Source organism: Kribbella sp. NPDC104218 (genome assembly GCF_055584105.1).
Window position 1 is genome coordinate 707,346 of the sequence record NZ_JBVJMQ010000003.1, and the last position, 20,227, is coordinate 727,572.

The window sequence follows — 20,227 nt, forward strand, 5'->3', positions numbered from 1 at the left end:
GGGGCGGCTAGCGGTTGGCAGGTTCGAGGTGGGTGGGATCGCCGGGGCGGGTGAGCGTGAGGAGGGCTCGCTGAATCTCCGGGCGGGCGTTGAGGGCGTCCTCGATGGTGTTGAGGCGGGTGGCGACGTCGGACTCGGGGGCGTCGCCGGTGAGGTCGACGGCGGCGACGAGGAAGATCTTGTCGGCGCCGACCCACTCCATGTGCAGGAAGCTGACGGACTCGATCTCGTGATGTTCGAGCAACGCCCGGAGAGCGCGATCGTGAGCGACCGGGCTGACGGTCTCGCCGGTGAGGAAGTCCATGTTGCGGCTGATCAGGAAGAGCGCGACGAAGCCGAGCAGCAGGCCGACGACGGTCGAGCCGATCGCGTCCCAGGCGGCGTTGCCGGTGAGCTGGTGCAGGAAGATGCCGAGGGCGGCGACGACGATCCCGATCAGCGCGACCAGGTCCTCGACGAAGACCGCGCGCAGAATCGGGTTGGACGTCGTCTTCACGTAGTGCAGCGGCCGGACGTGCCGCAGCGACGCGGCCGACCGGGTCTGCCGCAGCGCCTGCGCGAACGAGATCCCTTCGAGGACGAAGGAGACGCCGAGGACGGCGTACGCCCAGGTGTACGACGCCTCTTCGGCCTCGCCGTTGCGCAGTGACTGGATCCCGTGCCAGATCGAGACCGCGGCGCCGACCGTGAACAGGCCGAACGCGGCGAACATCGACCAGATGTAGCCGATCCGGCCGTAGCCGAGCGGGTGGCTGGCATCGGCCGGCTTGCCGGCCCGCCGCTCGCCGATCAGCAGGAAGACCTCGTTCCCGGCGTCGGCCCAGGAGTGCGCTGCCTCGGCGACCATCGATGCGGAGCCGGTGATGGCGGCGACGACCGACTTCGCGACGGCGATCAGGACGTTCGCGGTGAGCGCCACGATCACGGTGAGCAGACTCTCGCTGGTCTCGCCGTCCGCGGTCGCTGTGCTCACGCGACGACAGTAGTCCGTGTCCCGCCGCCACTTGTGGACCGGACACGCCGCGTAACCGTGCCGCGGTCCGCGCCGCTTCCTAGACTCGGTGGTGCCGTTGGAGTCCCGGGAGGCGCCGATGACCGCTGAACCACGTCTCTCGGACGATCGGTCCGAGGTTGCACGCATCCTCTTCGAGCTCGCCGTACCCGGCCTGCTGCAGAACGCCGGGGAGGACGCCGAGCCCCGGCGGATCGAGTACCGCGAGGAGCCGGTCGCTCGCGTGCTCGGCGGTCACCTGAGCGCGGCTCAGCTGGACTACGTGACGCGGTCGATGGCGCCCTGCCCGCCGTACCTGGTGACGTCGGCCGAGCACCGGATCACTTGGCGCGACAGCCGCGGGATCGTGAACGTCGCGCACACCGGCCCGCTCGGCGCCGTCGTCCCGGTCGTCGCGCGGGAGGCGACGCTCGAGCTGTGGGCCCGGCTGGCGGCCGACTCCGAGCTCCAGCGCCGGACCGCAGAGCTGCCGGAGAGCGCGATCAAGTTGCTGGCGGCAACAACCACCGACCGGACGGCGCTGGAGGTGTTCCGGACCGGGGTGGACGCGGCGGCGCGCACGCTCGTCCAGCATGCGTTCCTGGTCGCGCAGACGCCGTACGGCGATGCGGCCGAGTTCGCTCGCGGGATCGCGGAGAGCGCGATCTTCGACTCCGTCGCGACGACTTGGTACTGGGGTCTGCAGGCGTCGACGTACCGGCGCGGCATGATCCCGGCGTCCTTTCTCACCTTCGCCGGCCGCGTCCGGTACTCGGTCGACACGGTTGTCGCCCTCCGCGCCATGAAGGACGCCCAGCTCGCGCGGGCGCAGGATACGGAGCTGGAGCCGCTGCCGAGCGCCGTCCAGTACAGCCGCCTAGCGCCCGGCGAGCGACCGCGTTGTCTCGCCCGCACGCCACAGCTGTACGACGGCGGCCGGGCCAGCGTGCTGGCCGTGGTCGCCGACACGTTCGTGGAGACCTTCGTCCGGCTGCTCGACCGGGTCGAGGTCGCGCCGGCGGTGGTGGAGCATCCGGCGGCGCTGCCGAGCGCCGACGCGGAGGTGTTCGAGGTGCCCGACATGACCTGCAGCCACTGCACGCGGACGATCACGAAGGTGCTCGGCGAGCTCGGCGTCGAGCCGCCGGAGTTCGACCTGGTGACCAAGAAGGTGGTCGCGGTGTTCCCGTCCGCCGAGGTGCGCGAACGCGGGTTCGAGGCGATCCGGGCGCGCGGGTACACCGTCGTCCCGCTGCAGGACTGAGAAAGCTCGCGAGAGAGCGCTCCCTGACGTGAGACAAGCCACGGCCGCGGCGGTCCGGCGGCGGTAGGGTCGGGGTATCGATGGTTCGTCCCGGCTCCGGCCGGGACGAGGCAAGAGGGAACCCGGTGCGAATCCGGGACTGCCCCGCAGCGGTATACGGGAACGACCGCCGTCATCAGCACTGGATCAGCCGATCTGGGAAGCGACGGCCAGTAGGCGCCGGCTCCGGCCGGCTCGCTCGTGAGTCCGAAGACCTGCCATCGGTCCGTGCGCCGTCCGGCGTACGGGGGATCGGAGCCTCGTGGGAGGGCTCGCCCGCACCAGCGGCCGAGCTCTGCCCGCGAACGGTCCCTTGACACGCTCGCGAGGAGAGAGACGTGAACACTGCGACCACTGTGCTGGGCTACCCGAGGATCGGGCCGCGCCGCGAGCTCAAGCACGCCGTCGAGAAGTACTGGGCCGGCAAGCTCGGCGCCGATGAGCTGGCAGCCGTCGCCCGGCAGTTGCGGGCCGACACCTGGACCGACCTGACCGATCGGGGTCTGGACACCGTCCCGGCGAACACGTTCGCCTACTACGACCAGATGCTCGACCACATCCAGCTGGTCGGCGCGGTGCCGGCGCGCTACCGCGAGCTGGGGCTGTCCGCGCTCGATACCGCTTTCGCGATGGCCCGCGGGCGCGACGAGATCGGCGCGCTGGAGCTGACGAAGTGGTTCGACACGAACTACCACTACCTGGTTCCGGAACTGGACGAGACGACGTCGTTCGCGCTTGATGCGAGTAAGCCGCTGGGTGACCTGGCGGAGGCCAAGGCGCTCGGGGTGACCGCACGGCCGGTCTTCATCGGCCCGCTGACCTTCCTGCTGCTGTCCAAGCCGTCCGCGGCGGCTGGGGCCGACTTCGAGCCGATCGCGCTCGCCGACCGGCTGGTCGAGGTGTACGCCGAGCTGCTCGGCCAGCTGGCCGACGCCGGAGCGGAGTGGGTGCAGCTCGACGAGCCGGCCTACGTCCAGGACCGGACGGACGATGAGCTGGCCCTGCTGGAGTCGACGTACCAGCGGTTGGCGGCGCTGCCGAACCGGCCGAAGCTGGTCGTAACCACGTACTTCGGCGACCCGGGTGCGGCCCTGCCGTTGCTGGCGGCAACAGATGTCGAGGGGATCGGGGTCGACCTGGTCTCCGCGCCGGGGCTGGTGGACCGGATCGCCGCGCTGCCGGCGTTCCAGCGCAAGACGCTGTACGCCGGATTGATCGACGGGCGGAACGTCTGGCGGGGAGATCTCGGGGGAGCGCTCTCTCGCGCCGCCGTGCTGCTCGGGGCGGTCGGCGAGCTGGTGATCTCGACGTCGAGCTCGCTGCTGCACGTGCCGTACGACGTGGACGTCGAAGCCGAGCTGGACCCGCGGGTCCGGGAGCGGCTGGCCTTCGCACGGCAGAAGGTGGACGAGGTCGTGCTGCTCGGCCGGGCGCTGCGCACGGACGACGGCGTCCTCGCGGATGTCGCTCGGCGCCCGGCGGACGGGGTCCCGTCCGCGGTCGAGTTCGGCGCGGACGCGGCGGTGCAGGCTCGGGTCGCGGCGCTGCAGGCGGCGGATCGGCTGCGAGCGCCGTACGGGGAGCGCTCTCTGGCTCAGGAAACGCTGGACCTGCCGCCGTTGGCGACGACGACGATCGGGTCGTTCCCGCAGACAGGCGACGTCCGCAAGGCCCGGGCCGAGCTGCGGACCGGCGCGATCACGGCGGCGGAGTACGACGAGCGGATGCGGGCCGAGATCGGGCGAGTGATCGCTCTCCAGGAGGAGATCGGGCTGGACGTACTCGTCCACGGTGAGCCCGAACGCAACGACATGGTCCAGTACTTCGCCGAACAGCTCGACGGCTACGCGGCGACCGAGCTCGGCTGGGTGCAGTCGTACGGGAGCCGGTGCGTGCGACCGCCGATCCTGTACGGCGATGTGTCGCGGCCGCGGCCGATGACGACGGAGTGGGCGGCGTACGCGCAGTCGCTCACGCCGCGACCGGTGAAGGGGATGCTGACCGGGCCGGTGACGATGCTCGCGTGGAGCTTCGTGCGCGACGACCAGCCGCTCGGCGTCACGGCCGACCAGGTGGCGCTCGCGCTGCGCGACGAGATCGCGGACCTGGTCGCGGCGGGGATCCGGATCGTCCAGGTCGACGAGCCGGCCCTGCGTGAGCTGCTCCCGCTGCGGGAGGCGGATCACAAGGCATACCTGGAGTGGTCGGTCGGATCGTTCCGGCTCGCGACCGGCGGGGCGCCGGCCGACGTGCAGATCCACACGCACCTCTGCTACTCCGAGTTCGGCGCCGTCATCGCCGGCATCGACGGGCTGGACGCCGACGTCACCACGATCGAGGCGGCTCGCTCGCGGATGGAGGTGCTCGCCGATCTGGCCGACATCGGCTTCCAGCGCGGTGTCGGTCCGGGCGTCTACGACATCCACTCGCCCCGCGTCCCGGATCTGGCCGAAACCCAGGCCCTCCTCGACGCCGCTCTCAGCTCCATCCCCGCCGCTCGCCTGTGGGTCAACCCCGACTGCGGCCTCAAGACGCGTGGTTACGCCGAGGTGGACCCCGCTCTCCGCACCTTGGTAGCCGCCGCCGAGGCAGCTCGCCAGCGCAGCTGACAGACCTGAGCCCACCCCCGGCTGGGGGTGGGCTCAGGTGTTCAGACGCTGCGAAGGACGCTGACCACGACGCCGAGAATCGTGGCGTTGTCTCCGTCGATGACGGAGTAGGCGGGGTTGCGCGGCTCGAGGTACACGTGGTTGTTGCGGCGCCGGTAGACCTTGACGGTCGCCTCCTCGTCGATCATCGCGGCGACGATCTGGCCGGAGTGCGCCTCCTGCTGCTGGCGGACGACGACGATGTCGCCGTCGCAGATCGCGGCGTCGATCATCGACTCACCGCGGACGCGGAGCCCGAAGACGTTACCGCGGCCGGTCAGCCCGCGGGGGAGCTGCATGACGTCGTCGACGTGCTCGATCGCGGAGATCGGCGTCCCGGCGGCGATGTCGCCGACGACCGGAACCGGCACGTTGTCCTCGTCGGTGGCCCGGGCGGCCGACTCGGGCAGGAACATCCGGACGTCGATCGGCCGCGAGACCGAGGGGCTGCGGCGCAGGAAGCCCTTGTCCTCCAGGCTAGCGAGGTGCTTCGAGACCGAGGACGACGACCGCAGCCCGACCGCGTCGCCGATCTGCCGGCTGCTCGGCGAGTAGCCGTGCCGATGCACCCAGTCCCGGATCACCACCAGGATCCGTTGTTGCCGTTCCGGGAGGGCCGCCGCGTCGAGGTCGCCGAACAGGTCGAGATCAGTCACCGCGAAATCCTAGGCCGAACCTCCCGCCCCACCCTCGACCGACCCGCCCTTCCCCGCACCCAACCCACCCGCACTCGCGGATCCTCCTTGCAGGTTGCTGCAAATCCCGTGCCGCCGCCCCGGCCCGGCACCTACGATCGGCCGCGTGACCCAGCCTCCGGACGCCGTGCTCACGGCCTTCGGCGCCGATGCCCCGCCGCAGCTCCTCCCCGGCGGCCGCGGTCAGACCTGGCGGGCAGGCGACACCATCCTGAAGCCGGTCGACTTCGAGCCGGAGACCATCTGGCGTTCCGAGCTGCTCAGCACGCTGCCGACGGCACCCGACTTCCGCGTCCCGCGACCGATCCCGAGCCGATCCGGAGCCTGGGTCGTGGCCGGTTGGGAGGCGAGTGCGTTTCTCGACGGGCGAACCGACGTGAGCCGACCGGACGACGTCCTCGCCGCTGGGCAGGCCTTTCATGAAGCGGTGGCTGGGCAACCGCGCCCAGCGTTCCTGGACTTGCGCGACGACCCCTGGACGTACGGCGACCGGGTGGCTTGGGCAGAGATTGCGGGCGGTGGGAGTTCGGCGTACCGAGCGCTGGTCGAACCGCTGCTGGCTGCTCGGCAGCCGGTGGCGGCGCAGCCGCAGGTCGTCCACGGTGACCTGGCCGAGAACGTGATGTTCTCGGCGGGGCAGCCGCCGGCGGTCATCGACTGGGCCGTGTACTGGCGGCCTGTCGGCTGGGCCTCGGCGGTCGCGGTCGTCGACGCGCTCTGCTGGTACGGCGCACGGCCGGAGCTGATCGAGCGTTGGCGGCACCTGCCCGAGTGGGGACAGATGCTGATCAGGGCGCTGATCTATCGGATGGCGACCGATGAGTCGGTCGGTGGTGAGGCGGCGTGGACGCCAGAGCGCCGGCGCGTTTATGCCCCGGTGATCGGGTTGGCGATAGGTGAAGGAGATCGGGGCTAGTGCGGGAGGCTCTTCGACAGGAGTCGGGGGGTGGGGTTTGGTGGTGGTGTTGCCGTCGAGGAGTGGGGAAGACTTGTGAGGCTGTTCGGAGCTGGGGGGCTGACGCTTGCCCTGGGGCTGGTTGGCGGGATCGCGGCGGGTGGGCCGGCGATGGCCGAGGAGGTACGCACGGTTTCGTACCGGGGGTTCGAGGTGCGGGTGCCGGCCGGTTGGCCGGTGGTAGACCTCGAGCGGGAGCCGACGGCTTGTGTGCGGTTCGATCGGCCGGCGGTGTACGTGGGCCGCAGCTCGGGGCAGGCTGACTGCCCGGCGCACCTGGTCGGGCGGAGCGCCGGGCTGGTGCTGGAGCCGTTGACTGCCGGGAAGGTGTCGTCGCCGGGGCTGCTGCGGCGAGCGGTGCCGGAGGCCGGGGTGCTGGCGACGGCGTACTACGAGCCGGGTGCGGAGCGGGCCGCGGGCGCCGTACTGGCGACTGGGCGCGCGGCGGCCGGCGCGAAGGCGATGGCTGCGCCGCGGGCTGCGGCGGTGGAGCCTTCGGTGGTTGCTACGGGCAACTTGAGTGGGGAGGCGTTCGACACCTGTACGGCGCCGCCGCAGGCGACGATGGACGCGTGGCAGCTGGCGTACAAGGCGATCGGCGTCTACATCAGCGGGGCGATCCGGGGCTGCGACCAGCCGAACCTGACCGCTGATTGGGTGGCGGCGAACGCGGCCAAGGGGTGGCAGTTCCTGCTGGTCGACGTCGGGCTGCAGGCGCCTTGCTCGACGGTGTACGGGCCGACGAAGCAGTTCTCGAATGTGCCGGCGACGGCGTTCGCGCAGGGGAAGAGCGCCGCGGCGAGTGCGGTGACGGCCGCGCAGGCGCTCGGCTTCGCGCAGCGGAGCGCGATCTACAGCGACATCGAGCACTATCCGTCGACGGCCGCGTGCAAGGCCGCCGTCCTGTCGTATCTGAGCGGCTGGACGCAGGAGCTCAACTCTCGCGGGTACCTCGGCGGCGCGTACTCGTCGGCGTCCTCGGGCGGTGCGGATCTCGCGAGCGCTTACACGAGTACGGCGTACACGCGGCCGGACAACCTGTGGTTCGCGCACTGGGGCTCGACCCCGATCGGGACCAGCCGATTCATCCCGGCCACGAGCTGGAGCAACCACCAGAAGGTCCACCAGTACGCCGGTGATCTGTCGGAGACGAACGGCGGCATCACGCTGAAGATCGACAAGAACCGGGTCGATCTGACCGCACCGCCGGCCGCGCCGACTGCCTTCTCGGTGACGGGCGCGCCGTCCGCGGCGACCCTGCGCTGGAGCAAGCCGGCCGGGACAGAGGTGATCGTCCGGACGGCGGTCGGCTCGACTCCGCCGCCGCTGACCAGCTCCGGTACGGCGGTCTACAGCGGTCCGGCCGCGGCGTACACGATGACTCGCCTGGCGAACTCGGCCAGCTACGCGTTTCGTGCCTGGGTGAAGGACAGCACGGGCAAGGTCAGCCCCGGCGCCGACGTCCTGCTCGTCGGGACCAAGGCGACTATCACCGCGAGCGCGGCCTGGATCAACCACGGCGGGAGCGTGCCGGTCTCGACGACGGTGACGCGACTCGATGGCGCCAAGCTGAGCGGCGCGCCGATCGTGCTGTACTCCAAGGCGAAGAACGCGACCGCCTGGAAGGCCATTGCCACCGTGACGTCGGATGCGAACGGCGTGGCGACGTCCGTGCAGAAGCCTGCGGTCTCGACGGATTACCAGTGGGGCTACAACGGCGCGGCGGGCCTGCTCGGGACGCGCGGGCCGATCGCACGGGTCGAGGTCCGGCCGGCGATCTCGTCGTACCTGACGCCGGGGGCGATCAAACTGGGTGCCACGAGCAACTTCTACGGCTACCTGACGCCGCCGCACCCGGGAACGAAGGCCTACCTGCAGCGCAAGTCGGGGACGGCGTGGGCCGCCGCGGGGGCGGGCGTGCTGACGGCGAACGGGAAGTACTCGTTCGTGATCAAGCCGACCGCTCGCGGCAGTCACACCTACCGCGTGGTCTGGCTGGCGGACGCCGATCACCAGGGCACGCAGACGCCGTCCAAGACGATCACGGTGAGCTGATCAGGCCAGGCCGGCCGCGATCTTCCGCGCGATCTCGATCGCGTGCGCCGCGAGCGGCGAATGAGTGCGGCCGGCCTGCCACAGCAGGTAGATCTCGCGATCGGGGAGCCGCGGCTCGAGCGGGTGCAGGCTGAGCTGCTGGTCGTCGATGACCGCTCGGCGCGGCATGACGGCCGCGCCGAGCCCCGCGCGGACCATCGCGAGCAGCGCCTCGTTGCCGACCGTGCGGAAGACGAACCGCGGCTCGATCCCGGCCGCCGCCAGCGCCGCCTCGACCCGGGCCTGATCGCAGATCGCCGGGTGGGCGACCAACGGGTGGCCGTCGAGCTCCCCGAGACCGACCGGGCCCGGCGCGAAGTCACCCGGCCGCGCGACCAGGACGTGCGGATCCGCGAGCATCTTGAGCCGATCGACCTCGCCCGCGCCCGGGCCGTCGAAGAACATCAGATCGATCTCGTTCAGATCCGGTACGTCGGTCTCCTCCTCGAACAACCGGATGTCGCAGCCGGGATGCGCGTCGCGCAGCTCCCGGATCAGCGGCGGGAGCAGCACGTTGGTCGCGGTCTGGAAGGTGCCGATATCGATCCGGCCGTCACCGGCGCGGAAGCGATCGACCGCCTCCGTCATCGCCTGCGAGCGGTCGAGCAGCTCACGGCCGTGTTCGAGGACGACGGCGCCGAGCGGCGTCAGCCGGACCGGACGCGGCCCGCCCGGGCGATCGAAGAGCGGGCCGCCGGCCTCCTTCTCCAGGACGGCGATCTGCTGGCTGACGCTGGACTGCGTGTAGCCGAGCGCGGTCGCGGCCCGGCCGAACGTGCCGTGATCCGCGACGGCGACGAAGGTCGCGAGCTGACGCAGTGCGTACATGAGCCTGATGATATCGCGAGACGCGATCGATTCAATCGGAAACCATCGCTTTTCATGATGGCGTTGGCCGCTTAGCGTCGTACCCATGACGACAGAGCAGCTGTACCCGGTGAACGGCGTGGAACTGTGCGCGCAGACCTTCGGCGACCCGGCGGACTCGCCGGTCCTGCTGATCCATGGCGCCTCGGCGTCGATGCTGTGGTGGGACGAATCGCTGTGCGCGGCCCTGGCCGCCCGCGGGCGGTACGTCATCCGGTACGACCAGCGCGACACCGGGCGGTCGACGGTCTGCCCGCCCGGAGAGCCGAACTACGCGATGAGCGATCTGGCCGCGGATGCGGTCGGTCTGCTCGACGCGCTCGGGGTGCCGCAGGCGCACATGGTTGCGCTGTCCATGAACGGCGGCACCGGCCTGCAGATCGCGGTGGACTACGCGGACCGGGTCTTGTCGATGACCTTCGTCGGGACGACAACCGGGGACGCCGAGCTGCCGCCGCCCTCGGCGGATCTCCCACGGTTCGAGTCGCCGGACTTCGGCGATCCGGCGGCCGTGGTGGAGTACGTCGTCCGGGCGTCCGAGGCGGAGGTGCCGGGGATGTTCGACGAGGACGCGATGCGGGATCTGGTTCGCCGGGACCAGGCGCGGGCCCGGAACTACGAGTCGTCGCTGACGAACCACTACGCGATGGAGTTCGATGGGCCGCGCGGCGGCGGGTTCGAGGCGATTCGGGTGCCGGTGCTGGTGGTGCACGGCGACTCGGACCCGATCTTTCCGCTGGCGCATGGCGAGGCGATCCGGGACGCCGTACCGGACGGGCGTCTGGTCGTGCTGGCCGACTGCGGGCATGGGCTGCCGGCGCCGGTGTGGGGTCTGTTCTTGGATGCGGTGGCCGAGCACACGGCGATGCGGTCGTGAAGGCGGCGGTGTGGGTGCCGCTGTTCGAGGAGTTGTCGGACCCGGTCGTGGTCGCGCGGTTGGCCGCCCGGGCGGAGGAGGCCGGTTGGGACGGCTTCTTCGTCTGGGATCAGCTGTGGTGGCGGGAGCCGATCCGGTCGGTCGGGGATCCGTGGATCACGCTGGCCGCCGTGGCCTGCGCGACTTCGCGGCTGCGGATCGGGCCGATGGTGACGCCGGTGGCGCGTCGGCGTCCGGCCAAGCTGTTGCGGGAAACGGCCGGGCTGGATGTGCTGAGCCGGGGGCGGCTGACGTTGGGGGTCGGGCTGGGGAGCGACCGGTTCGCGGGGGAGTACTCGCGGACCGGTGAGACGGTCGACGACCGCGTGCGGGCCGAGCAGCTCGACGAGATACTCGACATCCTGACGGCGGGCTGGACAGGTGAGCCCGTACGGCATGAGGGTCGCCACTACCGGATCGACGACGTCAGCTTCCTCCCGCGGCCGACCCAAGGCGCCGTACCGATCTGGGCGGCCGGCTTCCCCGGCAACCTCAAACCGCTCCGCCGCGCCGCCCGCTACGACGGTTTCTTCCCCGTCAACCTGACCTCGGCCGATCAACTGGCCGAAGCCACCGCCAACCTGGCAACGGTCTTCGGCGCACCCGTCCCACCCGCGTACGACGTCGTCGTCGCTCTGGAGCCGGACACCGACCCTCGCCCGTACCAGGCGGCCGGAGCCACCTGGTCGCTCACCGACTTCGACCCCGCGACCCTGCGCCTGGCCGAGCTGGAAGCCGTCATCGCGGCCGGCCCGGCGCGCTAATCGGGGAGCCGGGCGCGGAGCGCGATGAGGGTGGCCTCGGTCTGCTGGGGTGGGGGACTGGTCGCGGCCAGGGTGTCCAGGGCTCTGGTGTAGGTCTCGACATCGTCGCGCTTGTCGAGATACAGGGCGCTGGTGAGGTGTTCGACGTAGACGACGTCGGGCAGGTCGTGCTGCGGGAAGCGGAGGAGGCTGAAGGCGCCGCCGTTGGCAGCGTGGCCCGGGCTGCCGATCGGGACGATCTGGAGGGTGATGTTCGGGTGGTGGACGGCTTCGCGGAGGGCGTCGAGCTGTTCGCGAAGGACCTGCGGACCGCCGATCGGCCGATGCAGCACCGCCTCCTCGATGACGGCCCAGAGTTTGAGCGGCGGCTCGCGATGCAGGGCGCGCTGGCGGCGGGCGCGCAGGTCGACGATCCGGTCGATCGCGGCGTCGTCCCGCCCGGCGGACAGGCGCGCGACGGCTCGGGTGTAGCTCGCGGTCTGCAGCAGGCCCGGGACGAACTGGATCTCGTACGTCCGGATCAGCTCGGCCGCCGCCTCCAGCCCGAGATAGGCGTCGAACCAGTCGGGAGTGACATCGCCGTACCGATGCCACCAGCCGCGATGGTTGGCCTCCCGCGCGAGCTCCAGCAGCCGATCACGCTCCCGCGCATCACTCACGCCGTACAGACTGAGCAGGTCTTCGACGTCGCGCTCCTTGAACCCGACCCGGCCGAGCTCGAGCCGGCTGATCTTGGACTCCGAGGCGCGGATCGCCCAGCCCGCATCCGTCCGGCTGACGCCGGCGCGCTCGCGCAGGCGCCGCAGATGACTGCCCAGCATCATCCGCAGAGCCGTCGGCCCGACCTCACCTTGCCCCGCCATGCGTCGAGCGTACAGTATTATCGAACAGATGTTCTAATCCGTTCGAAGCTCGGACAACTCCAGCCAGCGGTCGACGGCGGCCGGTTCGAAGTGCCGGATGGCCCAGTCGGTCATGCGGAGACTCATGTGCGCCCAGAGCGGTCGCAGGACGTCGTCGGGTAGTTCGTCGAGGGCGGCGTCCAGGCGTTCGACCACCCCGGCGCCCGGCTGCTGACCGTGGAGGCCGAAGCGCAGGGTGACGAGATCCAGCAGCCGATTCCCGCGGCCGGCGCCGTCCCAGTCGATCACCGCGGTGATGCGGTCGCCAGTCGCGAGCAGGTTCCCCGGGTGGAAGTCGAGGTGGACGGCGTCGTTCCCGTGGAGCGGGCCTGGGGACGCCGAACCGACGTCCTCGATCCAGTCGAGTAGCCGGCGCGCACGGCGCCCATGGGCGCGGAGCGGTCCATGCAGGCAGAAGCCGGGGCCGTCGTCCTGCAAATAGAGCTCCAGCGCCGGGACGCTGGGTGTCAGCAGGCCGGTCAGTTGCTCGTTGATCGCGAGCGCCTGCTCCAGCAGCCCTTCGTCAAGCCTTTGGATAGGTGCTCCCGGCAACAATTCCTGGACGGTCGCGATCGCGCCGTCCAGCTGTACCGCCAGCTCCGTGGCCGGTGCCGGAACACCCGCTCGCCGCGCCGCCTCCACCACCGCCAGCGGCCCCGCCTCGAAGTCCTTCAACTCAACCCCGGGCCGCCACTTCAGCACCGACCGCCGGCCGTCGTCCCATCGCACATAAGCGGCACCGACCGCACCGCCCGCGCATAACCCCTCAACGCCCAGACGCACCCCGGCCCGTTCCCGCACCTCCGCCACCACAGCCCCAACTTCGAGCCGCGCGACCCGCCCCCACTCAGATGCCATCCGCCGAACCTAACCCGCGGTCCCGTCCCCGCTCCACCTACTTAGTCAGGCCGGACGCGTTTGGTGTCGTAGGCCCACATGGCGATCTCGACGCGGTTGCGGGCGTTGAGTTTGGCCATGAGCGAGGCGACGTGGGTCTTGGCGGTGCTGAGGCCGACGAAGAGCTCGGTGGCGATCTCGGCGTTGGTACGGCCGCGGGCGACCAAGGCGAGGACCTCTTCTTCGCGTTCGGTGAGGGGGTCGATGGGCTGGACCGGTGCGGCCGGGGCCTGGTCGGCGAAGGTGGCGAGGAGGCGGCGGGTGATGTTGGGGGCGATCAGGGCGTCCCCGTTGGCCGCGGCATGGATGGCCTGCACGAGCAGCTCGGGCCCGGCGTCCTTGAGCAGGAAGCCGCGGGCGCCGGCGCGGAGCGCGCCGAGGACATACTCGTCGAGGTCGAAGGTGGTGATCACGACGACCGCCATCGGGTCGGCGACGTTCTCCCCGGCCAGGCGCCGGGTCACCTCGATACCGTCGAGCCCGGGCATCCGGATGTCGACGAGGAGGACGTCGGGACGCAGCCGGGTCGCCAGGTCGAGCGCGGCGAGCCCATCAGCGGCCTGCCCGACGACCTCGATCTCGGGCTGGACGCCGAGAATCATCACGAGCCCGGTCCGGACGAGGTCCTGGTCGTCGGCGACGACGACGCGGATGCTCATGCCGACGCCTCCACCGGCAGCACGGCCTCGACCACCCAGCCGCCCGCGGGCCCCGGCCCGGCGGAGAGCGATCCGCCGAGCAGCTGGGCGCGTTCGGCCATGCCCTGCAGGCCGAACCCGGGCTCCGGCACCGAGCCCGGCTCGGTCCGCCCGTCGTCGCTGACCCGCAGCCGGACGGCGTCTCCGTCCCGGAGTACGTCGATCCGGACGCAGGTCGCGTTTCGGGCGTGCCGGACGGCGTTGGTCAGCGACTCCTGCGCGAGCCGGTAGAGCGCGACGTCCACGGGTCGGGGCAGCCGGGTCAGCGACTCGTCCAGCGCGACCTCGACCATGGGCGTCGCGTCGGTGCGCGCCAGCGCAGGCAGGTCCGCGAGGCCCAGCTGTGGCGCATAGGCAACGGCCTCCTCGTCGCGCAGGACGCGCACCATGGATCTCATCTCCGCCAGGGTCCGAGAGGCTTCGGACTCGATCGTGGCCAGGACCTCAGCGGCTTTCTCGGGCTGGATGCCGGCGACCACGCCACCGGCCTGCGCCTGCACCGCGATGGCCGAGACGTGGTGCGCCACGGTGTCGTGCAGCTCGCGGGCCAGCGCCACCCGCTCTTCATTGCGGATCTCACGCTGCTGGCGTTGCCAGAGGTCCGCGCGGTAGCGGAACACCGCTGCAAGCGCGACGAACAACAGCAGGAGCACACACCCGCCGAAGAAGTCCGCCCAGCTCGCGGCGGACGCGTACATCCCGAGCGCGACGACGACGGTGACGAACGCCGTCCCCAAGACCAGCTCCCGACCCGAGCCCCAACGCACCAGGGAGTAGAGCAGGATCAGGGCGGTCATCATGGAGTAGAGGCCGAGGTCCCCGGTCTGCAAAGTCAGCTGCAGGACCGAGAGCAGCGCAGTCACGCCCCACCCGATCAGAGCGGCCACCAGGGGTCGGCCCCGCCGCCAGAGCAGGGCAGGCACGAGCGCCAGAGCGAGCACCGTGACGACCGGCCTCCAAGCCAAGCCCGGCCGAGCGATGCCCTCGACCACGGTGGCGACCGCGAACACGCCGGCCAGCAGCCAGTCGAGCCGGCCGACGGGTGGGGCGTCAGCCGGCCGCGGCTCGTGCCAGATGGAGCGCCGGACAGGGTTCACGGCTCCAGCTTAGGGATCGGCGCCCCTCGGCGTACCGACCGAAAGAACTAGAGCGAGATGGTGCCTTCGGCCAGGTGACCTCGGGCCTTCGGACCGAGGTGCCCACGGCTCGGCCCGGACATCGTGGACGCATCGATCCTCACCACCCACGGAGCCCAGAATGAGCACACGTCAACTCACTGCCACGCTGTCCGACCAGCCGATCCCGGTGCGCGCCAAGCTCGCCGCGGCGTGGACGAGCCTGATGTTCCTGTACGCCTACGTGGACATTCTGAACTTCTTCACCCCCGGCGTCATCGGCGAGATCCTCGACGGCCGGGTCTTCGAGTTCAGCCTGTCCCAGACCTTCTCGACCGCGGCGCTGACCCTGATGTCCGTCCCGATCCTGATGATCGTGGGGTCGATGACGCTGCCGGCCCGAGCCTGCCGGATCGCGAATCTGGTCGTGGCCGCGCTGTACATCCCGGTCACGGCCTTCAACCTGCTGGGGGAGTCGTGGCTGTTCTTCTACGGCCTCGGCGTCCTGCTGGAACTGGGTCTACTCGCCCTGATCCTGCGCTACGCCTGGACCTGGCCCGGCGCCGCGACCAGCGCGGACCGCAGAACCGCTCGCGTCCAGCAGCAAGCCTGACCGCCGGTCAGGATCCATCAGCCGGTCGGCTGGTGGATGCTGCGCACGGTGTCGAGGGTGTCGACGTCGGCGGCGGTCTTGTCCGGCCGGTAGCGCAGGACCCGGGCGAAGCGCAGCGCCATCCCGGCGGGATAACGCGGGGACGTCTGGACGCCGTCGAACGCGATCTCGACGACGACCTCGGGGCGGATGTGGACCGTGTAGTCGTCGCGCTGGACGGCGAGCTCCTGGAAGCGCTCGGTCTGCCACCGCAGGAGCTCGTCGGTGAGGCCTTTGAAGGTCTTACCGAGCATGACGAACTCGCCGGTGGTCTCGTCGCGGGCGGCCAGATGAAGGTTGGAGAGCCAGCCCGTCCGGCGGCCGTGGCCCCACTCGGCGGCCAGGACGAGGAGGTCGAGCGTGTGGGTCTGTTTGACCTTCACCCAGCCGGAGCCGCGCCGGCCGGCCTCATACGGCACGGACAGCGACTTCACCATCACGCCTTCGTGGCCCCGGCGGACGGCGTCCGCGAAGAACTCCTGGCCCGCGGCCGCGTCTTCGGTGACCAGCCGCGGGATCTGCCGCTCGGTCGGGATCAGCTTGCGCAGCCAGTCGTGCCGCTCGGCTCCGGACAGGCCGAGCAGATCCTGCCCGTCCTGGTGCAGGATGTCGAAGAAGTACGGCGTCAGCGGCACGCTCTCCGGGCCGGTCGCGGCGCGAGTCGCCGTCCGCGAGCCGGTGACCTGGAACGGCTCGGGCCGCCCATCCGCCTGGAGAGCGATCAGCTCGCCGTCCAGCACGACCTGCTGCGCGTCGAGCGCGAGGACCGCGGCCACCACCTCCGGAGCGCGGGCGGTGATGTCATCCAGCGTGCGGGTGTAGACGACGACCTCGGAGCCGTCGCGGTGCACCTGGATGCGGATCCCGTCGAGCTTCCACTCCAGCGCGGCCGGCGACCCGGTCTTCTCGAACGCCTCCGCCACCGTCGTCGCCGACTGCGCGAGCATCGGCTGGACGCCGCGCCCGACCTCCAGCCCGAACTGCTCCAGACCGGCCTCGCCCGAGGTCAGGACGGCGACCGCCACCGGAGCCGCCGCACCGCGCAACATCGTCGCGGCCCGGATCTTGCCCAACGGGACGCCGGTCGCGCGGGCGACCGCATCCGCCATGACGCCGTCCAGCGCGCCCTGCCGCAGCTCGCCGCCGACGAGCAACCGCAGGAACCGCTGCTCGGCCTCCGTCGCCCGCCCGAACAGCGCATCCACCGCGGCGCGGCGCCGGGCCTGCGAGCCCGCGCCCGCCATCTCCGCGAGCTCGGCGAACGCCTGATCGACCTCCTCGACCGTGAGCACGGCCTCGGCCGCCGGGGCGGGCGCCTCCTGCAGCGTCCGCCAGCCGACCCCGGTCCGGCGTTGCCGCAGCTCACCGGACAGGTACGTGACGACGATCTCGGTCTCGGCCGCCGTCGCGGCGCGCGTCAGCAGCCCGGCGATGAACTCCGCCTTCTTGAGCCGCGATCTCGTCCCGGCCAGGGCGGCTGACGTTTCGACCACCTCGGTGAGCAACATGACCCCAGTCTCACCCAGGCCACCGACAGTTTCAGGGCGCCGGCGGCAGATCGTCCAGGAAGCCGCCGGACGGCGTGAAGAACAGCGTGCCGGTCACGGCGGTGGAGAAGTCGAGGATCCGGTCGTGGTTGCCCTCCGGCTCGCCGATGAACATCCGCCGCAGCATCAGCTCGGTCACCGACGGCGATTTCGCGTACCCGATGAAGTACGTGCCGAATTCCGCCGTCCCGATCTCGCCGAACGGCATGTTGTCCCGCAGGATCTGCAGTTCGTTGCCGTCGGCGTCCTCGATCACGTTCAGCACGATGTGCGCGTTGCTCGGCTTGGCGTCGTCGGCCAGCTCGATGTCGTCGAGTTTGGTCCGGCCGATCGCCAGCTCCTGCTGCTCGACGGTGAGCGCGTTCCAGGCCGTCATGTCGTGCAGGTACTTCTGCACGATCACGTAGCTGCCGCCCGCGAACGCCGGGTCCTCCGCGCCGATCAGGACGGCGTCCTCGGCCTCGGATCCGGCCGGGTTCTCGGTGCCGTCGACGAAGCCGAGCAGGTCGCGCATCTCGAAGTACTTGAAGCCGTGCACCTCGTCGACGACCGTCGCGGCGTCGCCGAGCACGGTCATGATCTGGCGGGCCAGCTCGAAGCACTGGTCCAGGTGCGCGGCGCGGAGGTGGAACAGCAGGTCGCCCGGGGTGGAGACGGCGTGGTGCGTCGCGCCCTTCAGCTCGACGAACGGATGCAGCTCGGCCGGGCGCGGGCCGCTGAACAACCGGTCCCAGGCGTCCGAGCCGATACTCGTCACGCAGGACAGCCCGCCCGCGGGCACCCGGAATCCGACCGAGCGGGTCAGGCCGCTGACGCGCTCGAGCAGGTCGCGGGCGGTCGCCTCGCCGCCGGGCTCGATCCGGACGACGAGGAAGATCGCCGAACCGGTCAGCGGCGTCAGCACCGACTGCGGCAGCGCCCGCGTCGTCGCCGCCGCTCCCAGGGTTGGATCAGTCACCACTGCGCGCTCCTCCGGGTAGAACCTTGGGCCGATCTTCTAAAGTCCAGGCATGGACCCGCAACCCGGCGAGCCGCGCCCCGACGATTCTCCGCACCCGTGGGCGCCGCCCACCCCACCGCCACCGCCGGTGTACGGCCAGCCAGGCCCATCCTCCCAGCCCACCCAGCCAGGCCAGCAGCCCCACCCGGGCGAGCCGCCGTACCCGGGCCAGCAGCCCTACCCGGGCCAAGCGCCGTACCCGGGTCAGCAGCCGGTCCCGGGTCAGCAGGCGTACCCGGGGCAGCCGCCTGCCCCGAGCCAAGCGCCGTACCCAGGTCAGCAGCCGGTCCCGGGTCAGCCGCCCTACCCCGGCCAGCAGCCGGGTCCGGGCCAGCAGGCGTACCCGCCGCCGTACGCGGGGCAGTTCGGTCAGGTCCAGTACGCGCCGGGTCAGCGCCCGCAGCAGCTGCCGTGGCAGCCGCACCCGCCGGCGCCCCGTGAGCCCAGCGTCGTCCCCGCCCCGGCCGGTACACCGTTCCACCGCCTCGCGCGGACGTCGACGCACCGCTGGTGGCGCCCCATCCTCGGTACGCTGTCGCTCGGCGTCCTCGTCGCGTGCGTCACCGGCGGCGTCTTCGTCGTCTGGCTGCTCGTGCACCTGATCCTCGGCGGCGCGGAGCCGGCCGCCGACGTCGAGGGCAACCAGATCTTCGGCAACCCGACCGAGGATCTCGCCCTGACGCTGGTGATGCTCGGCATCCTGATCCCGCTCGTCCCGATCATCGCCCGGCTCCTGCAACGCCGTCCGGGCTGGAGCGTCGCCTCGGTCCTGAACAAGGTCCGCTGGCGCTGGCTGGCGCTCTGCTGCCTGCCGGCGTTCGGCTACCTGGTCGTCTCGTTCGGCGTCGGCCTGCTCGTGGACTGGCTCGTCCCGGTCACCGAAACGGCGTCCGAGCCGGATGCCTGGGTCGGCTTCGCGAAGTTCATCGGCCCGGCGCTGGTGATCATCTTCCTGGTCCCGTTCCAGTCGAGTGCGGAGGAGTTCGTCTTCCGCGGCTGGCTGATCCAGGCCGTCGGCGCCTACGGCCCGGACAGCGCCGAGGGCCGCTTCCGCTGGTTGCGGGTGCTGTTCCGCTCGCCGTGGCCGGGCATCGTGATCGGCGGCGCCGCGTTCGTCTCCGCGCACGGCTACACCGGCTGGGCGATGCTCGACATCTTCCTGTTCGCGGTGGTCGCGGGCTGGCTGACCGTGCGGACCGGGGGACTGGAGGCCGCGATCGCGCTGCACGTCCTGAACAACCTGTTCGCCTTCTTGTTGCCCGCGGCAACGGGTGGCCTGGACAGCTGGGCCGACCAGGGCGGTGCGCCGTGGACCATCCTGCTGTCCGACATCCCGGCGCTCGCGTTCGTCCTGTTCGCGGTCACCTGGCTCGCGAAGCGCCAGCAGATCGCCCGGGTCAGCTAAAACCGGGCGCGAACTGTCGGCGCGGTCTGACAAGGTACCGCCGTGACGAAGATTGAGGCGGTTCTGTTCGACTGGGGCGGCACGCTCGCGACCTGGCACGACATCGACCTACGGGCGCTGTGGCGATCCGTCGCGGTGCTCATCGACGAGGAGCGCGCCGACGAGGTCGCCCAGCGGCTCGTCGACGCGGAGCACTCGATCTGGATGCGCTCCCGCGACGAGCACCTGAGCAGCACGCTGGAGGAGGTCTGCCTGCTCGCGGACGTCGTGATGACCGCGGAGGCGGAGGCGGTGTACGAGCTGGGCTGGCAGCCGCACACGGTGCTCGAGCCGGATGCGATCGACACCCTCCGCGGGCTGCGCGAGCGCGGTCTCAAGGTCGGCGTGCTGTCGAACACGATCTGGTCGCGCCGCCGGCACGAGGACATCTTCGCCCGCGACGGCGTCCTGGAGTTACTGGACGGCGCCGTCTACACCAGCGAGATCCCGTACACGAAACCGCACCCGGAGGCCTTCCAGGCGGCGATGAAGGCGGTCGGGGTGACCGACCCGGCGACGTGCCTGTTCGTCGGCGACCGGCTGTTCGACGACGTCTGGGGCGCGCAGAACGTCGGGATGCGGGCGGCTCACATCCCGCACAGCGCCATCCCGGCCAACCAGATCGGCCACACCGAAGGCACGCCGGATGCGACCGTCCACAAGCTGGCCGAGCTGCTGCCGGTCATCGACGACTGGAACGCCTCGGCCTGACAGCCCGGGCGCAGCCGGCCCGGACACG

At 71.0% G+C, this 20,227-nt stretch carries 18 protein-coding genes and 1 riboswitch; of the genes, 9 read left to right on the forward strand and 9 right to left on the reverse strand.

The window, feature by feature from the left end; all coding sequences use genetic code 11:
- Positions 1 to 7: 7 nt before the first annotated feature.
- The gene (locus tag ACZ6ZD_RS28030) at positions 8 to 973 is read right to left on the reverse strand and encodes a cation diffusion facilitator family transporter (protein WP_465676901.1); all 966 of its coding nucleotides are present in this window, start codon (positions 971 to 973) and stop codon (positions 8 to 10) included.
- Positions 974 to 1,091: 118 nt separating this feature from the next.
- On the opposite strand from ACZ6ZD_RS28030, the gene ACZ6ZD_RS28035 reads away from it, so the two are divergent.
- Positions 1,092 to 2,255, forward strand: a complete 1,164-nt coding sequence (locus tag ACZ6ZD_RS28035; RefSeq protein ID WP_465676902.1) for a heavy-metal-associated domain-containing protein — start codon at positions 1,092 to 1,094, stop codon at positions 2,253 to 2,255.
- A 64-nt stretch (positions 2,256 to 2,319) separates the two neighbouring features.
- Positions 2,320 to 2,531: riboswitch (cobalamin riboswitch) on the forward strand.
- 101 nt (positions 2,532 to 2,632) lie between these two features.
- Positions 2,633 to 4,903: a 5-methyltetrahydropteroyltriglutamate--homocysteine S-methyltransferase gene (metE, locus tag ACZ6ZD_RS28040; protein ID WP_465676903.1), complete on the forward strand. Its 2,271-nt coding sequence runs from the start codon at positions 2,633 to 2,635 to the stop codon at positions 4,901 to 4,903.
- 41 nt (positions 4,904 to 4,944) lie between these two features.
- Here metE and lexA read toward each other — a convergent pair whose 3' ends face one another.
- Positions 4,945 to 5,598, reverse strand: coding sequence for a transcriptional repressor LexA (gene lexA / locus ACZ6ZD_RS28045; protein WP_465676904.1), 654 nt, complete (start codon positions 5,596 to 5,598; stop codon positions 4,945 to 4,947).
- Positions 5,599 to 5,743: 145 nt separating this feature from the next.
- Between lexA and ACZ6ZD_RS28050 the strand changes: the two genes are divergently transcribed.
- The gene (locus ACZ6ZD_RS28050; protein WP_465676905.1) at positions 5,744 to 6,553 is read left to right on the forward strand and encodes a TIGR02569 family protein; all 810 of its coding nucleotides are present in this window, start codon (positions 5,744 to 5,746) and stop codon (positions 6,551 to 6,553) included.
- A 75-nt stretch (positions 6,554 to 6,628) separates the two neighbouring features.
- Positions 6,629 to 8,647, forward strand: a complete 2,019-nt coding sequence (locus ACZ6ZD_RS28055) for a DUF1906 domain-containing protein (protein WP_465676906.1) — start codon at positions 6,629 to 6,631, stop codon at positions 8,645 to 8,647.
- On the opposite strand, the gene ACZ6ZD_RS28060 is transcribed toward ACZ6ZD_RS28055, so the two are convergent.
- Positions 8,648 to 9,514: a LysR family transcriptional regulator gene (locus ACZ6ZD_RS28060; RefSeq protein WP_465676907.1), complete on the reverse strand. Its 867-nt coding sequence runs from the start codon at positions 9,512 to 9,514 to the stop codon at positions 8,648 to 8,650.
- An 85-nt stretch (positions 9,515 to 9,599) separates the two neighbouring features.
- On the opposite strand from ACZ6ZD_RS28060, the gene ACZ6ZD_RS28065 reads away from it, so the two are divergent.
- The gene (locus ACZ6ZD_RS28065) at positions 9,600 to 10,430 is read left to right on the forward strand and encodes an alpha/beta fold hydrolase (protein WP_465676908.1); all 831 of its coding nucleotides are present in this window, start codon (positions 9,600 to 9,602) and stop codon (positions 10,428 to 10,430) included.
- A complete protein-coding gene (locus ACZ6ZD_RS28070) occupies positions 10,427 to 11,233 on the forward strand; it encodes an LLM class flavin-dependent oxidoreductase (protein ID WP_465676909.1) in 807 nt (268 codons plus the stop codon). Before ACZ6ZD_RS28065 ends, ACZ6ZD_RS28070 begins: the two co-directional genes overlap by 4 nt.
- Here ACZ6ZD_RS28070 and ACZ6ZD_RS28075 read toward each other — a convergent pair.
- The 4 genes from ACZ6ZD_RS28075 to ACZ6ZD_RS28090 are packed head-to-tail and all read right to left on the reverse strand — an operon-like array spanning position 11,230 to position 14,827.
- Complete coding sequence (locus ACZ6ZD_RS28075; protein ID WP_465676910.1) at positions 11,230 to 12,096, reverse strand: helix-turn-helix domain-containing protein; 867 nt, start codon at positions 12,094 to 12,096, stop codon at positions 11,230 to 11,232. The two genes, ACZ6ZD_RS28070 and ACZ6ZD_RS28075, sit on opposite strands and share 4 nt — an antisense overlap.
- A gap of 33 nt (positions 12,097 to 12,129) precedes the next feature.
- A complete protein-coding gene (locus ACZ6ZD_RS28080) occupies positions 12,130 to 12,993 on the reverse strand; it encodes a phosphotransferase (protein ID WP_465676911.1) in 864 nt (287 codons plus the stop codon).
- A 41-nt stretch (positions 12,994 to 13,034) separates the two neighbouring features.
- Positions 13,035 to 13,691 carry a response regulator gene (locus ACZ6ZD_RS28085; protein ID WP_465676912.1) on the reverse strand — a complete coding sequence of 219 codons (657 nt, stop codon included), beginning with the start codon at positions 13,689 to 13,691 and terminating at the stop codon, positions 13,035 to 13,037.
- Positions 13,688 to 14,827 (reverse strand): sensor histidine kinase, encoded by a 1,140-nt coding sequence (locus ACZ6ZD_RS28090; RefSeq protein WP_465676913.1) that lies wholly within the window; start codon positions 14,825 to 14,827, stop codon positions 13,688 to 13,690. The genes ACZ6ZD_RS28085 and ACZ6ZD_RS28090 overlap by 4 nt, the downstream gene beginning before the upstream one ends.
- 160 nt (positions 14,828 to 14,987) lie before the next feature.
- Between ACZ6ZD_RS28090 and ACZ6ZD_RS28095 the strand changes: the two genes are divergently transcribed.
- The gene (locus ACZ6ZD_RS28095) at positions 14,988 to 15,458 is read left to right on the forward strand and encodes a DUF6326 family protein (RefSeq protein WP_465676914.1); all 471 of its coding nucleotides are present in this window, start codon (positions 14,988 to 14,990) and stop codon (positions 15,456 to 15,458) included.
- A gap of 17 nt (positions 15,459 to 15,475) precedes the next feature.
- Here the strand turns inward: ACZ6ZD_RS28095 and ACZ6ZD_RS28100 are convergent, their stop codons facing one another.
- Together ACZ6ZD_RS28100 and ACZ6ZD_RS28105 are read right to left on the reverse strand one after the other, a co-directional pair.
- Positions 15,476 to 17,005, reverse strand: coding sequence for an ATP-dependent DNA ligase (locus ACZ6ZD_RS28100; protein ID WP_465676915.1), 1,530 nt, complete (start codon positions 17,003 to 17,005; stop codon positions 15,476 to 15,478).
- A gap of 31 nt (positions 17,006 to 17,036) precedes the next feature.
- Entirely contained in the window at positions 17,037 to 18,002 is a 966-nt protein-coding gene (locus ACZ6ZD_RS28105) for a Dyp-type peroxidase (protein ID WP_465676916.1), read from the reverse strand.
- 52 nt (positions 18,003 to 18,054) lie between these two features.
- Here ACZ6ZD_RS28105 and ACZ6ZD_RS28110 point away from each other — a divergent pair, with 52 nt between their 5' ends.
- Both ACZ6ZD_RS28110 and ACZ6ZD_RS28115 read left to right on the forward strand, forming a co-directional pair.
- Entirely contained in the window at positions 18,055 to 19,449 is a 1,395-nt protein-coding gene (locus ACZ6ZD_RS28110; protein WP_465676917.1) for a lysostaphin resistance A-like protein, read from the forward strand.
- Positions 19,450 to 19,491: 42 nt separating this feature from the next.
- Positions 19,492 to 20,199 (forward strand): HAD family hydrolase, encoded by a 708-nt coding sequence (locus ACZ6ZD_RS28115; protein ID WP_465676918.1) that lies wholly within the window; start codon positions 19,492 to 19,494, stop codon positions 20,197 to 20,199.
- Positions 20,200 to 20,227 lie beyond the last annotated feature (28 nt).

What these genes read in the sequence shown, in the direction of transcription:
- ACZ6ZD_RS28085 (WP_465676912.1), bottom strand. Translation starts at nt 13,691, where the DNA reads ATGAGCATCCGCGTCGTCGTCGCCGACGACCAGGACCTCGTCCGGACC.
- ACZ6ZD_RS28095 (WP_465676914.1), top strand. Translation starts at nt 14,988, where the DNA reads ATGAGCACACGTCAACTCACTGCCACGCTGTCCGACCAGCCGATCCCG.
- ACZ6ZD_RS28080 (WP_465676911.1), bottom strand. Translation starts at nt 12,993, where the DNA reads ATGGCATCTGAGTGGGGGCGGGTCGCGCGGCTCGAAGTTGGGGCTGTG.
- ACZ6ZD_RS28060 (WP_465676907.1), bottom strand. Translation starts at nt 9,514, where the DNA reads ATGTACGCACTGCGTCAGCTCGCGACCTTCGTCGCCGTCGCGGATCAC.
- ACZ6ZD_RS28035 (WP_465676902.1), top strand. Translation starts at nt 1,092, where the DNA reads ATGACCGCTGAACCACGTCTCTCGGACGATCGGTCCGAGGTTGCACGC.
- ACZ6ZD_RS28065 (WP_465676908.1), top strand. Translation starts at nt 9,600, where the DNA reads ATGACGACAGAGCAGCTGTACCCGGTGAACGGCGTGGAACTGTGCGCG.
- ACZ6ZD_RS28110 (WP_465676917.1), top strand. Translation starts at nt 18,055, where the DNA reads ATGGACCCGCAACCCGGCGAGCCGCGCCCCGACGATTCTCCGCACCCG.
- ACZ6ZD_RS28075 (WP_465676910.1), bottom strand. Translation starts at nt 12,096, where the DNA reads ATGGCGGGGCAAGGTGAGGTCGGGCCGACGGCTCTGCGGATGATGCTG.
- ACZ6ZD_RS28100 (WP_465676915.1), bottom strand. Translation starts at nt 17,005, where the DNA reads ATGTTGCTCACCGAGGTGGTCGAAACGTCAGCCGCCCTGGCCGGGACG.